The sequence below is a fragment of the Bifidobacterium moukalabense DSM 27321 genome (assembly GCF_000522505.1).
In the GTDB taxonomy this organism is placed as follows: domain Bacteria; phylum Actinomycetota; class Actinomycetes; order Actinomycetales; family Bifidobacteriaceae; genus Bifidobacterium; species Bifidobacterium moukalabense.
Map to the genome: position 1 here is coordinate 198,007 of NZ_AZMV01000004.1, position 15,199 is coordinate 213,205.

Genomic DNA, 15,199 nt, shown 5'->3' on the forward strand with positions numbered 1-15,199 from the left:
GCGTTTCATATGACACAATCACATCAGCAGGGAGGGAAGCGAAACATGACCGGGAACATCGCACTGAGGCTTGCCGACGTGGAATTCCGCCGTCGCAGGCGTGTGATTCTCACCAAAGTCAATCTCGAAATCAAACAGGGTGAGAAGTGGGTGCTGTTCGGTCCCAACGGCATCGGCAAATCCAGCTTGGTGCAGATGATGAGCACGCGGGGATTCCCCTCCTGCGGCACCGTCGACATCCTGGGCAACCGTCTGGGCAAAGTCGACGTGTTCTCCTATCGCAACCGCATCGGCCTGAGCTCGGCCGAGCTGGCTCGTGCATTCCCCCCGCAGGAGGATCCACTCGACGCGATTGTGACCGCGTTGACCGCCACCACCGGACGCTGGCGCGATACCTACACGGACGAGGACTATGCCAAGGCCCGCTCGCTTATGCGTGAATTCGGCATCGAATACCTTGAAGGCAAGATGATGTTCAAGCTTTCGGAGGGTGAACGCACCCGCGTGCTCATCTGCCGTGCACTGATGTCCGATCCGGACCTGCTGATCCTCGACGAGCCGACCACGGGCCTTGACCTGGGAGGCAGGGAAATCGCGTTGCGTGCGCTGAGCCGCATCGGCGCGGAGGAATCCGATCGTGCCGTGCTGCTGGTTACGCATAGACTTGAGGAGATTCCGCAGGGCTTCGACCATGTGGCGATTATGGGCCGCATCACCGGCAATGAGGCGGACGCCTACGCGGATAACGTGGCCGGCAGCGACCCGGCGCCGGGAACCATCGTCTACACCGGCGACTTGGAACATGGCTTTACGTCCGAACGGCTCAGCCAGGTGTTCGGTCTCGAGCTGCAGGTCACGCATGCGAACGGACGCTGGAACGCCTACGCGGCATGAAACGGGCAAGCGCACCGGCCAACGGCACGTCCGCCGTACGGTAGCATGAATATCCGGAACGATCGGCAACACCATGAAGGAGCGATTGATGCGTCGAGGACCGCTTGAGGCCGGCGAGAAAGTGCAGTTCACGGACCGTAGGTCCAACAAGATCACCGACCAGCTTGTGCCGGGCGGAGTAACGCAGACATCGCATGGCATCATCCTGCATGATGATGTGATCGGACGGACGGAAGGCTCCGTGATCGTGACGGTCAGCGCCAAACGCGAGGCGCAGATCAACCGGGAACATCCCGAGCGCGACGCCAACAAGCCGTGGAAGGGCACACGTGCCATCGGCGGCTGGGAATTCGCCGTGATGCGTCCTCGGTTGGCCGACTATGTGCTGTCCATGCCACGTGGCGCGCAGATCATGTATCCGAAGGACATCGCACAGGTGATCCAGCTCGGCGACATCCGCTCCGGCATGAATGTGCTTGAATCCGGTGCCGGCTCGGGTGCCATGAGCATCAATCTGTTGGATGCGGTGGGGGAGGGCGGCAGCCTGACCACCATCGAGATGCGTTCTGAATTCGCGCGTGTGGCCGAAGCCAACGCCACGATCTATTTCGGCAAACGCCCTGCATGGTGGAATCTGAGGACCGGTGATTTCGACTCGGTCGCAGCCGGCCTGCCGGAGCATTCTTTCGACCGTATCATGCTCGATATGCTCGACCCGTGGAACCGGCTCGAACAGGCATATCGTGTGATGGCCCCCGGCGGTGTGCTGGTGGCGTATGTGACCACCACCACGCAGCTGAGCCGACTGGCCGAAGCGTTGCGCGAGGCCGGCTGTTGGACCGAACCGGACATCCAGGAGACGATGGAGCGCAACTGGAAGGCGCAGGGGCTGGCGATTCGCCCTGACCACCAGATGATCGGCCACACCGGCTTCCTGATGATCTCACGCGCCATGGCCCCGGGATTCCAGGCGCTGCGCAAGCGCGACCGCGCCACGAAGGACACGACCACCGACATCGACTCGCTGAGTGCCGAGGAACGTGCGGAACAGCTCGAAGACCTCGAACTACGCGACATTTCCGATCGCAAGCTGCGCAAGGTGCTGCGCGACCTCGACGCGCAGGTGAACGTAATCGGCGGGTAATGCGCGGGTCATGCCTCGTGTTCTGCGACAATGAGACATGTAGAGGGTGCCGTTGTAGGCCTGAACCAAGGATGGGAGCATGCGGCCATGGGAACAAGCCTGAAGAAGGTTGCCAAAAAGGCCAAGGATTACAAATACGTGCTGATGGTGATGCGTCATGCCAAAACCGAGCCATTCGGCAATGGCGGTGACGCCGGCCGTGAGCTGACCGATAAGGGTCGCAAGCAGGCGAAGGCTGTGGCCAAAGGATTGGCGGCCTTCAAACTGACTCCCGATCGTATAGCGTGTTCCAGTGCGACCCGTGCACGTCAGACCTGTGACCGTATGCTCAAGGTGTTCGGCGATGACCCGAAAGTCGATTATCGGCAGAGCCTGTACGAAGGCGGCGTGCAGTCCGTGTTCGATGAGCTTGCGCAGACCAAGGAGAAGCGTCGTACGTTGCTGATTCTCGGGCATGAGCCGACCGTATCGATCGCATGTCAATGGATTGCCAGCTCCGAATCCGATCCGACATTGCTCGACCTGTTGAACCTGGGCATGTCTCCGGCGTCGATCGCCGTGTTCGGCTCGAACGAGCCGTTCAGCCAGTGGCAGCTGCACAGCGGCGAGCTTATCGCCCTGCTCGCCGCCAAGGATTTCGACTAACTTGGTTCTTCTACCGACTCGGAGGATTCCGAATTCCACTGGGTCTCAAGATAATCGATCTCTTCCCTCATCCCCTTGAGATCCTTTTCCAGAAGATACATGCGACCTTGCTCGAGCGTCCACTTTGGAATTTGCCATTCCCTTATTCTTCGGAAACATTTGTTGATGAATAGCGGAAGAACAAAAAAGCAATGTACCTTCCGTTATATATGCCTTTATGGATTCGGGTAAAGATATATTCGTTCGGCCTATAGACCTTGTCGATCTGTCGGAAGAGATAGTAAGTGCCTGTAAAATCAGGACGCTTTGATTCGTTCTCTCCCTTCGTCTGCTTTGAATTTTTCGATATGGCAGCTTGTGTCGCGACCGTTGCCGCTTTCCGATCCGACATGGGCAATCCCTTCTCCGTATGCTTTGGATTGTACCGGTGTCCGGTAATCGAAGAAGGAAATCCTCCATGTTCCTATATTGGCGTCAATCGCATCATTCATCGCGCAATACGCGGAATTCGTGTTCGCCATGCCGCACGGGGATGCACTCGGTGGCCACATGCTCCACTCGGCTCCACCTCGGTCCCACGCTGAGCCGTTCGTACATGGCGAATAACGCCTGCTGTGATCCCTGAGCCTCCAGCTGCACATTGCCATCGCGCATGTTGCGCACCCATCCCGTGATGTTCAGTCTCTGTGCGGCGATGACGGTGAAATAACGGAATCCCACACCCTGCACCATGCCCGACACAGTGGCGCGCATGCGGAAAAGTCCGGACTGCGAGGCCATCTGCGCATCGGATTCCTCCGCACGCCGTTCTTCGATCTCCTGTTTCATGGTCCGCACCGCCGTGACCTTCTCCACCGTTGCACCCTCCTCAGGAAATGCGATTCTTGTGAGCCACGCTACCATGGTATTCGTCGCATTCGTTTCGCGGGATCATCCCTGATATAAGGCCGATCTATAACGACATTCAAATTTTCCTAATGCCTTATAGCAGGGCTTTCTGTGATAGTTTGGGCGGGTTGCATTGTTCATGTCGGATGGAGGATTCATGTCCGCTCTCACTTCCGTCTCCGGTTTTCCACGCATCGGTCAGAACCGCGAGCTGAAAAAGATCATTGAAGCGTATTGGAAGGGCAACGCCACCCTTGACGAAGTGCGCGCCACGGCGAAGGAGCTGCGCACCAAGCACTGGAAGCTGCAGCAGAATGCGGGCGTCGACCTGATCCCCAGCAATGACTTCAGCTACTACGATCAGATGCTTGACACCGCCATCCTGCTGAATGTCATCCCGCAACGCTATCAGCGTCTCGCCTTCGATAATCCGGAGGAGACCCTGTTCGCGATGGGCCGTGGCTATCAGGGCGACAAGGGCGATGTGACCGCTCTGCCGATGAAGAAGTGGTTCACCACCAACTACCACTATCTTGTGCCGGAAGTCGATGCGGCCACCGATATCAAGCTCAACAGCACCAAGCCGTTCGATGAGTTCGCTGAGGCCAAGGCACTCGGCATCACCACCAAGCCGGTGCTCATCGGCCCGTACACGTTCCTCAAGCTCGCCCGCAACCCGCAGGCCGAAGAGCTCGAATACGACAAGGGTCTCGTGAACAAGGTCGCTGCGGTCTATGCCGAAATCATCTCCAAGTTCGCCGGACTCGGCGCGGAATGGGTCCAGATCGACGAACCGTATCTTGTGCTCGACAAGGATCCGGGCGACGTGGAACTGTTCAAGTCCCTGTACGCCAAAATCCTGCCCGCCCGCGAAGGCGGGATCAAGGTCCTGCTCAACACCTACTTCGGGCATATCGCAGACATTTACGAGACCGTGAATCTGCTTGGCTTCGACGGCGTCGGACTGGATCTCAACGAAGGCAAGGACGAGAATCTCGCCGCCGTCGAAAAGCACGGCGTCGCCGAGAGCACCACCATCTTCGCAGGTGTGGTCAATGGACGCAACATCTGGCGTAACGACTATGCCGTCAGCCTCGGTCTGGTCGATGCGCTGAAGAAGGTCACCGACAATGTGGCGGTCTCCACCGCCAGCTCACTGCTGCATGTGCCGTTCAGCACCGAAGGCGAGGATGGCCTTGCCGCCGACGTGCGCAAGCACTTCGCCTTCGCCGTCGAAAAGCTCGATGAACTGCATGAAATCGCTGTGCTCGCGGACGCCAGCGAGGATGAGAAGAAGGCATCCGCCGAACTCAAAGCCAACCAGGCACTCTTCGACGGCACCCGTGTCGCCGCCGATCAGGCCGTCGCCGACCGGCTCGCAGCGCTGACCGCCGACGATTTCGTTCGTCAGCCGGCCCGTGCCGAACGCCAGAGGGAACAGCGCGAAGCCCTCGGCCTGCCCCTGCTGCCGACCACCACCATCGGCTCCTTCCCGCAGACCAAGGAGGTGCGTGCCGAACGCGCCAAGCTGCGCAAGGGCGAAATCACCAAGGGTGAGTACGACGAGTTCATGAAGTCGCAGATCGACGCCTGCATCAGGCATCAGGAACAGATCGGCCTCGATGTGCTTGTGCATGGCGAGTTCGAGCGCAACGACATGGTCGAATACTTCGGTCAGAACCTCAACGGCTTCCTGTTCACCAAGAACGCCTGGGTGCAGTCCTACGGCACCCGTTGCGTGAAGCCTCCGATCGTGTGGGGCGATGTATCCCGCGCCAATCCGATCACCGTGGAATGGAGCGCCTACGCGCAGTCCCGCACCGACCATGTGATGAAGGGCATGCTCACCGGCCCGGTGACCATCCTCAACTGGTCCTGGCCGCGTGAGGACATCACCCACGAACAGCAGACCCAACAGCTGGCTCTCGCCATCCGCGACGAAGTGCTCGATCTCGAGGCCGCCGGCATCAAGGTCATCCAGATCGACGAGGCCGCCTTGCGAGAAAAGCTGCCACTGCGCAAGACCGACTGGCATAAGCAGTACCTCGACTGGGCCATTCCGGCCTTCCGCCTGGTGCACTCCGCCGTCAAGCCGACCACGCAGATCCACACCCACATGTGCTACTCGGAGTTCAACGACATCATCAAGGATATCGATGCCATGGATGCCGACGTGATCTCCTTCGAAGCATCCCGCGGCGACCTTGTGGTGCTCGACGCCATCCACGACGCCAACTTCGAGACCGAGGCCGGCCCTGGCGTCTATGACATCCACTCGCCGCGCATCCCGTCCGAGCAGGAGATCGAGGAGCGCATCTACGAGATTCTGAAGAAGATGGACGTCGAAAAGGTGTGGATCAACCCGGATTGCGGTCTGAAGACCCGTGGCAACGCCGAAACCTGGCCAAGCCTCGAACATCTTGTGGCCGCGGCCAAGGCCGTACGCACCAAGCTCGCCAGGTAAGGTGCAGGAAGCATCCCATGCATTCACCACTGTTTTCGCTTGAGGTGTTCCCTCCGAAGCGAACCTCCCCTGTAGGTACCATCTACGATACATTGGATGGCCTGCAGGGGTTGGACCCCGATTTCATTTCCGTGACCTACGGCACCGGCAGATCATCCGACCGTACGCTCACCGCGCGCATTGCGAATACCGTAGGCGAATACGGCATACCCTGCGTGGCCCACCTGACCGCACAGTACCTCAATAAGGACGACGTCGATCAGGCGCTCAACATGTTTGACGAAGCGAAGGTCTCCGGCGTGCTTGCCCTGCGCGGCGACCGCGTGGAGGGCGCGGAGCCGGCCGGCGTCTTCGAGCATGCCAGCGACCTTGCGGCCTATATTCGTGAGGAGCGCCCGAATCTCAAGATCTACGGAGCCTGCTACCCGGAGAAGCATCCACAGTCGGCCACACTGGAAGACGACATCGACAATCTCAGGAAGAAGGTCGATGCCGGCGTCACGCACCTTATTTCGCAGCTGTTCTACGACAATGAGGATTTCCTGCGCTTTCTTGACAAGGCGCGTGCGGCCGGAATCGAGGTGCCTATCGAGGCCGGCATCATGCCGGTGATGAACGCCGGATCCGTACGTCGTATGGCCCGAATCTGCCAGTCCTGCGTGCCGGAAAAGCTGGAGGTCATGCTAAACAGGTGGGGCGGTGACAACACCGTACTCAAGGAGGCCGGCATCGCCTACGCCTCCGAGCAGATCAGCGATCTGGTGGCACGAGGCGTCGACGGCGTGCACTTGTATACGATGAACCACCCTTGCGTCAGCAGGCGCATCTGGTCCAACGTCAAACCATTTTTCGTCTGACTTCAGACGATGCAACAAACACCGGGGGCGGGCGCGAGCATATCGTGACCGCCCCTACGTCATCGTCGACGCTATATTAAATACCATGGGTTCTATGCAACATACGTTTGGGGTGCGCGAGCTGATTCGCGCAGGACTGCAGGATCTCGATAAGGCACGCGGGTTCCTGCAGGAACTGCAGGGCAATGGTGTAGGCGACGATCGACTGCAGCTGTTGATGAGTACGCTGGAACGTTCCTGCGATCCCGACGTGGCGCTTCGTAACCTCGTCGATATCATCAAGGCGCTGCAAAGCCAAGGCGGGAACTTCGATGACATCGTGACGAGCGAAGAGGGATTCACCCGACTCATCATCGTGCTCGGCGTCTCCGACGAAATGGGCAAGCTCATGCGTTTCAGACCGGAACTGGTCGCGGCCGCCGCCAATGACGCATGCGAAAGCCACCTGTACAACCACTCGCAGCGGCGGGCGCACGTACTTGAAGCGGTGGGGGCCGACCCGCAGGAATCCGCCATGCCCAAAGCCGGTCTTCCACTGGCCGATGCGGCGACGGCACTGCGCCGGACCTATCGCAAACAATTGGCGTCCATCATGGTGCAGGATGCCATGGAGGCCGACCCCACCACCATTCAGCCGCGTATCAGCCAGGAACTGTCCGATTTGGCCGATGCGGCGCTCGAAGGTGCGTTGGCCATCGCCCGCAATGAGGTCGAAGGCAGCGAGCATGTCCGTTTCGCCATCATCGGCATGGGCAAACTCGGTGCGCAGGAGTTGAATTACGTCTCCGACGTGGATCTCATCTATGTGGTGGAGCCTGCCGACCCCGATACCAACGGTATGACGCTTAACCGCGTCGGCACCAAAATGGCCACCACCCTGCAGCGCGTATGCCAGTCGGTGATCATGGGTGTCGCCGAACCGACCCTGTGGCAGATCGACGGTGGTCTGCGACCCGAAGGCAAAGACGGTCCGCTCGTACGCCGCCTCGAATCGCATGAGGCCTATTATGAGCAGTGGGCGGAGAACTGGGAGTTCCAGGCATTGCTTAAGGCCCGTCCGGTTGCGGGCGATCCCGAACTCGGCAACGCCTATATGGACATGACGCGGCCGTTCGTATGGACCGCGTCCAAACGTGACAACTTCGTCTATGACTGCCAGCGGATGCGCAAGCGGGTCGAAGACCTCATCCCCGCACCGCTCAAGGATCGTGAGATCAAGCTCGGTCGTGGGGGCCTGCGCGATGTGGAGTTCACCGTGCAGATGCTCCAGCTTGTGCACGGCCGTTCCGACGAATCGCTGCGCACCCGTTCCACACTGGAATCGTTGCAGGCGTTGGCCGATGGCGGATACGTATCGCGTAGGCAGGCGAAAAAGCTTTCCTGGGACTATCGTTTCGAACGCGTGATGGAGCATCGCCAGCAGATGTGGGCCCTGAAGCGCACGCACCTGTTCCCGGATCTCGGCACCGCCAGCCTTGGCGGCATCGAACGCAAGCGTGACATCGACGTGGACGAGCTGAACCGGAACCCTGAACTGCGTAGACTGGCGCGTGCCTTCCATCTGCATCCCGAGGAGCTCGTCGACAAATACGACGAGACCCGTCGCGAAGTACGCCATCTGCACATGGACATCTACTATCGTCCGATGCTGCCGATCAATGCCGGTCTGGAGGATGAGCAGGTCGAACTGTCGGAGAAGGCCGCGCACGAACGTTTCGAGTCCATAGGATTCGCCGATGCGGACGCAGCCATGCGCCATGTCGTCGCTCTTACCGCCGGCATATCCCGTGCCGCAAAGATCAACCGGATCCTGTTGCCGGCCGTGCTGCAATGGCTTGGCGAAGGGCAGAATCCCGACATGGGTCTGCTCAACTGGCGCAAGCTTGAGGAGAACTTCGGTACGGAAAGCGAATATCTGGGATTCCTCCGTGATTCGCCCTCTGCGGCGCAACGTCTGTGCCACGTGCTTTCGAATTCCCGGTTCCTCGGCGACGCACTCAACAAATCGGTTGAATCGGTCACCTGGCTTGGCAATGATGAGGAACTCAGACCCCGCACACGTGAAAGCCTCGACACGCAGACCAAGGCCACACTGGAACGCAATGCGGGCAGCATCAACGATTTCGCGAACTCGCTGCGTGCGATGCGCAGGCATGAGATCGAGCGCATCGGTCTGGCCTGGATGAGTGGCGTAATCGATGATGCGACCTCACTGGCCGGTATGACCGACGTGTATGACGCCATCATCGAAGCGTCGTTGCGATGGGCCATCCGCCATCAGCTTGACGAAATGCGGTTTGACGAGGCGCCGGCCGCAATCGCCGTCATCGGTATGGGGCGCTACGGTGGCAGGGAGGTGAATTTCAGTTCCGACGCCGATGTGATCATCATCTACCGTCAGGCCGAAGGGGCTGATGATGGCCAGGCCAACCTGTTCGCGCGCAAGGTGCAGGAGGATTTGCGCGCCATCCTGCAGGGCCCCACCACCTTCGAGCCGAAGATCGAGCTCGACATGGATCTGCGTCCGGAAGGCAAGAACGGCCCACTGGTGCGCTCCTACGCTTCATGCGAGGAATATTATCGTTCATGGGCGAGCACGTGGGAGCATCAGGCGTTGCTGCGCGCCCGATATGCCGCCGGTGATGCGGCACTGGCCGAGGATTTCCTCGTCAATATCGCCAACCCGCTGCGTTATCCGAAGATGGATCTGACCGAGACGCAGATCGCCGAAATCCGTAAGCTCAAGGCTCGCATGGAGGCCGAGCGCCTGCCACGAGGCGTGCGCAGGGATCGTCATCTGAAACTCGGCAAGGGAGGCTTGTCCGATGTGGAGTGGACCATCCAGCTGCTGCAATTGCAGCATGCGGGGGAGAACGTGAACCTATGCGTCAACGGCACGTTGGAGGCGCTTGATGAGCTGGAACGTCGCAAATTAGTCGATGCCGGAGACGCCGTCATACTACGCAAGGCGTGGCGCATGTGCACTGCGGCCCGCAACGGCAGCTACCTGTGGAGCGGGCGCGTCAATCAGGCCGACATTCTGCCTGATGACACGTATTCGCTCGGTGGCATCGCGGTCTACCTGGGCTATGATGCGAACCGCGGTCAGCATTTCGAAAACGATCTGCTCGCCGTGATGCGTAAGAGCCGGGACGTGATGGAGCGACTGTTCTACGGGCTTGCCTAGCGACTCAGGGGCATGCCAAGTGCCGGCTGGCCGTATGCCGTTAAGGCATCAGGCCGGTCAGTGCACGTACATCGACAGCACAACGGCCACCAACGTCACGAAAACGGCGGTGCAGACGGCGAGCGTCCCATTGCCATGCTTTCGCGTGCCGAATACCGTCACCAGTGAGATGACGGCGAATACGATGGACACGTCCACGAAAATCGAACAGAAGAACCTCGCCAGCACCGGCTTGCCGAATGCAAGCGGAACGGATACCAAGGCGAACGTTATCGCCGCAATCGCGCTTTTGGAAACGGGTTTCTTCGTTGAATTGCTTGCGTTGTTCATAGGTCGATACTCCCGCCGAGGCTTGACATTCTTTTTATAAGCCTATAGATAAGCCTTGAGCGCGTGGCCATCCGAATACACTGGTGAGTGTCGCCGTATCGGATGGAGAAGGTTGTGATGCTCCCTGATTCTCATGCAAAGAAGACCGTCGCCCCTCGCGTTCCCGTGCTGAGGATGCCGTCCGCACTGACCGAGATGCGTATGAGCGCGATCGAGCCGGAAGGCTCCTATGACACCATCCGCATTGAAGGGCAGCATGCCGTCGATGAAATCTCGGATTGGACGCTGACCGCCTTTCTGGACTGCTCTCTGGAAAATCTGACGTTCGAAACGGCGTTGTTCGACCATGCGACCTTCACCGGCACGAGATTCGCCGGCTGTGGCATGGTGCACTCGTCGTTCGTGAACGCGTCCGTATTCTCAGGCACCTTTGAAAACTGCCGATTCGGTGCCTGCGATGCTTGGGATTGCAGGGCCCGGTCCGTCATATTCACCGGTTGCCGATTCGGCTATCTTAATCTGCGCGGCGCCAAATGGCGTGATGTGGTCTTCCGGGATTGTGCGATTGACGATTTCGATGCGGTCGACGCGGTGCTGGAACGGGTGGCGTTTCCCGGTACCGCGGTCCATGCCGTCAATCTGCAGCATGCCGTGGCCTGCGACGTCGATCTGCGTGGTGCGAAACTGCAGGAGATCCACGACGTCGCCGGATTGCGCGGTACCACCATGCTCGTCGACCAGATCTCCCAACTTGCCAGCTCCTTCGCGGCCGGTCTCGGCATCCGCCTGGAGGATCCCGAAGGCGACGAATCGTGAACACGCGGTGAACGGGAGGGTCAGCGGCTCAGGCTATAGTTGGCTAGGTCACTTCGGGTGGCCACCTTCAACCACAAGTTGCATGAAAGGTGAGCCGTTGTCCTCAGTACTCGAACCGGCGGTGGAGACGCCGATGATCGGTAAAAGTGTCATCACCCTCGATGATTTGTCCGTCAGGCAGATTCGGGAGATGCTGCACAAGGCGCAGTACATCGATTCCCATCGCAAGGAAGTGGCGCACACCTGTGAAGGCAGGGTGCTCGCCACTTTGTTTTATGAACCGAGCACTCGCACCCGCCTGAGTTTCGAAACGGCCATGCTGCGGCTCGGCGGCAAGGTGATCGGTTTCGCCGGCGCCCAGCTCGCCTCCGTGACCAAGGGCGAGACCATCGCCGACACCCTGAAGACCGTCTCCAACTATGTTGACGTGGTCGCCATCCGTCACCCGAAGGAGGGTGCCGCACTCGTGGCCTCCCGCGCCGCTTCCGTGCCGGTCATCAACGCCGGCGACGGCGGGCATATGCACCCGACGCAGACCCTCGCCGATCTGGCCACCCTGCAATCGCGTTTCGGCCGCGTCACCGACCTGACCGTCGGCCTGTGCGGCGACCTGACCTTCGGCCGTACCGTACACTCCCTGATCGAAACGCTGTGCCGCTTCGGCAACGTGAACTTCGTGCTTATCAGCCCCGACGAGCTCAAGACCCCTCGCTACGTGCTCGATCGCATCGATGCCACCGACTCCTGCTCCTACGTGGAGGTCAGGGACCTGGCCTCCGTGATCGGCGACCTTGATGTGCTGTACATGACCCGCGTGCAGAAGGAGCGGTTCTTCAACGAGGACGATTACCTGCGCCTGCGTGACACCTATATCCTCGATGCGGCCAAGATGAGCCTCGCCAAGAAGGACATGGCCGTGCTGCATCCGCTGCCGCGAGTCAATGAGATCGCCGTTGAAGTCGATGACGATCCGCGTGCCGCCTACTTCGAGCAGGTCAAGAACGGCATGCTCATGCGCATGGCATTGGAAAGCTCGGTGGTCGGCGACAGGCTGCCGGGATATGAACCGCTTGAATCCGAGGAGGTTGCAGTCTGATGGAAGTCACCAGCATTCAAAACGGCATCATCATCGATCATGTGCCGGCCGGCACCGCGCTCAAGGTGCTTGAATACCTGAAGATCGATCCGTCCAAAACCAAACTCGCGCTGATCATGAACACCGACAGCCATATGTATGGCACGAAGGACATCATCAAGATCGAAGATGAAAGCGGAGTGGACGCCATCGACCTCGACGTGCTGGGGCTCGTGGCCCGCACCGCGACCGTGGGCATTGTGCGTGGCGGCAGGATCGTCGAGAAAAAGAAGCCGACCCTGCCGGAACATGTCGTCAACATCATCAAGTGCGTGAATCCGCGTTGCGTGACTACCACCGAACCGGCCGTGCAGATGTTCCATCTGGTGCATTCCGACCGTCAGGAATACCGTTGTGATTACTGTGACGAGGAAGCGAAGTTCTGACCCATGGCCCTCATTCTTCATGACATCAAGGTTTGGAACACCGGCGAAGTCATCGACCTGATCGTTCCGTCCGACACCGATGAGACCGTTGACGCCTCGGCCATGACCATCGCGCCCGGATTCGAGGATCCGCATGTGCATTTCCGCGATCCGGGGCAGACCTACAAGGAGTCGATGATTTCCGGCTGTGCGGCGGCGGCCTCCGGTGGCTACACGAACGTGCTCATCATGCCGAACACCGTTCCCGCCATGGATGGAGTGAAGGTCGAGGCCGGCCAGCCAGGCGCATCCGAGGTGCTTGATGCCGGTTACGATACCGTCATCGACTACCTGCAGCATTACGAAGCGGCCCATGGTGTGAAGCTGCCGGTTCGCTATGATCTGTGCGTATGCGCCTCCAAGGGACGCGCCGGCAGGGAGGCGACCGAACCGGCCGATTGGATCGGATACCTGCCAGGTCATGGCGACGCCGGGAAAGACGCCTATCAGCTGGCCCATCCAGTGACGGCCATCAGTGATGACGGATCCGCGGTAACCCCTGGGATTCTTGATCAGGTGTTCGCCAATGTCAAGGAATCCGGTCTGTATCTGATCGAGCATTGCGAGCATCATGACACCGGTGCGGTCAATGAAGGGCCGGTCTCCCGCAGGCTCGGGGTGCCCGGCATCCCGGAAGATACCGAACTGAAGATCGTTGAACGTGACATCGAAATGGCACGCACGACCGGTGTGCACGTGCACTTCCAGCACGTCAGCACCGCGATCTCCTTCGAGACGATTCGCAGGGCCAAGGCCGAGGGCCTGCCGATCACCTGCGAGACCGCGCCGCATTACATCGCCCTATGCGATGAGGCGTTGCTGGAATACGGTACGCTCGCCAAGATGAATCCGCCGCTTCGCTCCGAAGCCGATCGGCGGGCCACCATCACCGCCGTAGCCGATGGTACGGTCGACCTTCTGGCCACCGATCACGCGCCGCACACCATGGAGGAGAAGGGACTCGGCTTCCTTGATGCCCCGAACGGCATCATCGGCCTGGAATGCGCCTACGGCGTGTGCCACAAGGTGCTCGTCGACGGAGGCCACATTTCCGATGAGCGACTCATCGAGCTCATGTCGACCGGTCCAGCCGAACTGATGGGCCACGATAAGACCGATGCGGCCGCTTTGCTTGACGAGAACGCTGATGCGGTTCCAGGCGATTCCGACACCAAGCGCGTGCTCGACCTCGGCAAGGTCACACACCCCGAAAATGTAGATTTGGTGGTGCTCGACACCGCTGAGGAGTGGACCGTCGATCCGGAGAGATTCCACTCCTCGGCCCGCAACACCCCATTCGGCGGATGGCAGGTCACCGGCCGCCCTCTTGCCACCATCATCGGCTCGAAACTGGCTTTCAGCCGCATCAACAAGGAGGACTGATGGACCGTCTGATCGAAGCGATCGAATCCAAGCAGAACCCGAGCGTCGTCGGCCTCGACCCGACCGAAGCCCTCGTGCCGGCGCAGGTTGTGGCGAGTTTCGCCGATGAAATCGCCGAACAGGTCGAAGACCCCTCGGAAGCGCCCGCCATGCAGCTGTCCGTCGCCTTCTTCGAATTCAACCGTGCCATCATCGATGCCGTGGCCGACATCGTACCTGCCGTCAAACCGCAGATCGCCATGTATGAGGCGCTCGGTCCGGCGGGTATTGATGCATACGCCATGACCTGCGAATACGCCAGGCAGCAGGGCCTGTATGTGCTCGGCGACGTCAAGCGCGGCGACATCGGATCCACGGCGGCGGCCTACGCGCATCATCTAAGCGGTGTGGCGACGGGGGAGATCCCGTTCGACCCGTGGCACGAAGACGCCGTGACCGTGAACCCGTATCTTGGCACCGACGGCATCACGCCGTTCGTCGAGGCGGCGACCGCGGCGGATAAGGACATATTCGTGCTGGTGCGCACCTCCAATCCGTCCAGCAGCGAATTGCAGGAGCTGAAACTGGCATCCGGCGAGCGCGTGTACGAACATGTCGCCGATCTGGTCGAAGGCTGGGGAGGCGAAACCATCGGCAGGGACGGTTACTCGCGCGTAGGCGCGGTCGTCGGCGCCACCCATCCTGAAGAAGGCAAGGCGTTGCGGACCCGCATGCCGCACACCTTCTTCCTGGTGCCGGGGTACGGTGCCCAGGGCGGTACCGCGCAGGGCGTGGCCGGCATGTTCGACAAAGACGGTTCCGGTGCGCTTGTCAACTCATCCCGCGGCATCATCGGCGCATGGAAAAGGTCCGGCGGATATTCCGAATCCATGAGCGCCGACGATGCATTGGAGCTCGTCGCCGAATCGGCGAGAACCGCGGCGAAGGACATGCGAGACGATCTTCGTGCGGTGCTTCCGTAAACGGACGACCCGCGGAAAACGCAACCATCAATCATAAGAACGCAAACGAACGTAATAGAGAGGGAGTTC

The 15,199-nt window shown here is 60.0% G+C and carries 13 protein-coding genes; 11 read left to right on the top strand and 2 right to left on the bottom strand.

What is annotated here, in order from left to right:
- The first annotated feature begins 45 nt into the window (after window positions 1-45).
- From BMOU_RS04885 to BMOU_RS04895, 3 genes are all read left to right on the top strand, one after another.
- On the top strand, window positions 46-894 hold the full coding sequence (locus BMOU_RS04885; protein ID WP_171001953.1) for an ABC transporter ATP-binding protein: 849 nt from the start codon (window positions 46-48) through the stop codon (window positions 892-894).
- Window positions 895-982: 88 nt separating this feature from the next.
- The gene (locus tag BMOU_RS04890) at window positions 983-2,038 is read left to right on the top strand and encodes a tRNA (adenine-N1)-methyltransferase (RefSeq protein WP_034875386.1); all 1,056 of its coding nucleotides are present in this window, start codon (window positions 983-985) and stop codon (window positions 2,036-2,038) included.
- A gap of 87 nt (window positions 2,039-2,125) precedes the next feature.
- Window positions 2,126-2,683 (top strand): SixA phosphatase family protein, encoded by a 558-nt coding sequence (locus BMOU_RS04895; RefSeq protein ID WP_034875389.1) that lies wholly within the window; start codon window positions 2,126-2,128, stop codon window positions 2,681-2,683.
- A gap of 483 nt (window positions 2,684-3,166) precedes the next feature.
- On the opposite strand, the gene BMOU_RS04905 is transcribed toward BMOU_RS04895, so the two are convergent.
- A complete protein-coding gene (locus tag BMOU_RS04905) occupies window positions 3,167-3,538 on the bottom strand; it encodes an acylphosphatase (protein WP_235143707.1) in 372 nt (123 codons plus the stop codon).
- A gap of 190 nt (window positions 3,539-3,728) precedes the next feature.
- Between BMOU_RS04905 and metE the strand changes: the two genes are divergently transcribed.
- From metE to BMOU_RS04920, 3 genes are all read left to right on the top strand, one after another.
- Entirely contained in the window at window positions 3,729-6,035 is a 2,307-nt protein-coding gene (gene metE, locus BMOU_RS04910) for a 5-methyltetrahydropteroyltriglutamate--homocysteine S-methyltransferase (protein WP_034875393.1), read from the top strand.
- A gap of 17 nt (window positions 6,036-6,052) precedes the next feature.
- Window positions 6,053-6,892 (top strand): methylenetetrahydrofolate reductase [NAD(P)H], encoded by an 840-nt coding sequence (gene metF / locus BMOU_RS04915; protein ID WP_034875395.1) that lies wholly within the window; start codon window positions 6,053-6,055, stop codon window positions 6,890-6,892.
- Window positions 6,893-6,986: 94 nt separating this feature from the next.
- Window positions 6,987-10,079: a bifunctional [glutamine synthetase] adenylyltransferase/[glutamine synthetase]-adenylyl-L-tyrosine phosphorylase gene (locus BMOU_RS04920; protein ID WP_034875397.1), complete on the top strand. Its 3,093-nt coding sequence runs from the start codon at window positions 6,987-6,989 to the stop codon at window positions 10,077-10,079.
- A 57-nt stretch (window positions 10,080-10,136) separates the two neighbouring features.
- Here BMOU_RS04920 and BMOU_RS04925 read toward each other — a convergent pair whose 3' ends face one another.
- Entirely contained in the window at window positions 10,137-10,409 is a 273-nt protein-coding gene (locus BMOU_RS04925) for a hypothetical protein (protein ID WP_034875399.1), read from the bottom strand.
- A gap of 117 nt (window positions 10,410-10,526) precedes the next feature.
- Here BMOU_RS04925 and BMOU_RS04930 point away from each other — a divergent pair, with 117 nt between their 5' ends.
- The 5 genes from BMOU_RS04930 to pyrF all read left to right on the top strand — a co-directional run bounded on the left by BMOU_RS04930 (window position 10,527) and on the right by pyrF (window position 15,130).
- A complete protein-coding gene (locus tag BMOU_RS04930) occupies window positions 10,527-11,225 on the top strand; it encodes a pentapeptide repeat-containing protein (RefSeq protein ID WP_034875401.1) in 699 nt (232 codons plus the stop codon).
- Between the two features lie 133 nt (window positions 11,226-11,358).
- Window positions 11,359-12,321, top strand: a complete 963-nt coding sequence (pyrB, locus tag BMOU_RS04935; protein WP_171002086.1) for an aspartate carbamoyltransferase — start codon at window positions 11,359-11,361, stop codon at window positions 12,319-12,321.
- A complete protein-coding gene (locus BMOU_RS04940) occupies window positions 12,321-12,746 on the top strand; it encodes an aspartate carbamoyltransferase regulatory subunit (RefSeq protein ID WP_034875405.1) in 426 nt (141 codons plus the stop codon). Before pyrB ends, BMOU_RS04940 begins: the two co-directional genes overlap by 1 nt.
- Before the next feature lie 3 nt (window positions 12,747-12,749).
- Window positions 12,750-14,168 (top strand): dihydroorotase, encoded by a 1,419-nt coding sequence (locus BMOU_RS04945; protein ID WP_034875406.1) that lies wholly within the window; start codon window positions 12,750-12,752, stop codon window positions 14,166-14,168.
- On the top strand, window positions 14,168-15,130 hold the full coding sequence (gene pyrF, locus BMOU_RS04950) for an orotidine-5'-phosphate decarboxylase (RefSeq protein ID WP_034875407.1): 963 nt from the start codon (window positions 14,168-14,170) through the stop codon (window positions 15,128-15,130). The genes BMOU_RS04945 and pyrF overlap by 1 nt, the downstream gene beginning before the upstream one ends.
- Window positions 15,131-15,199 lie beyond the last annotated feature (69 nt).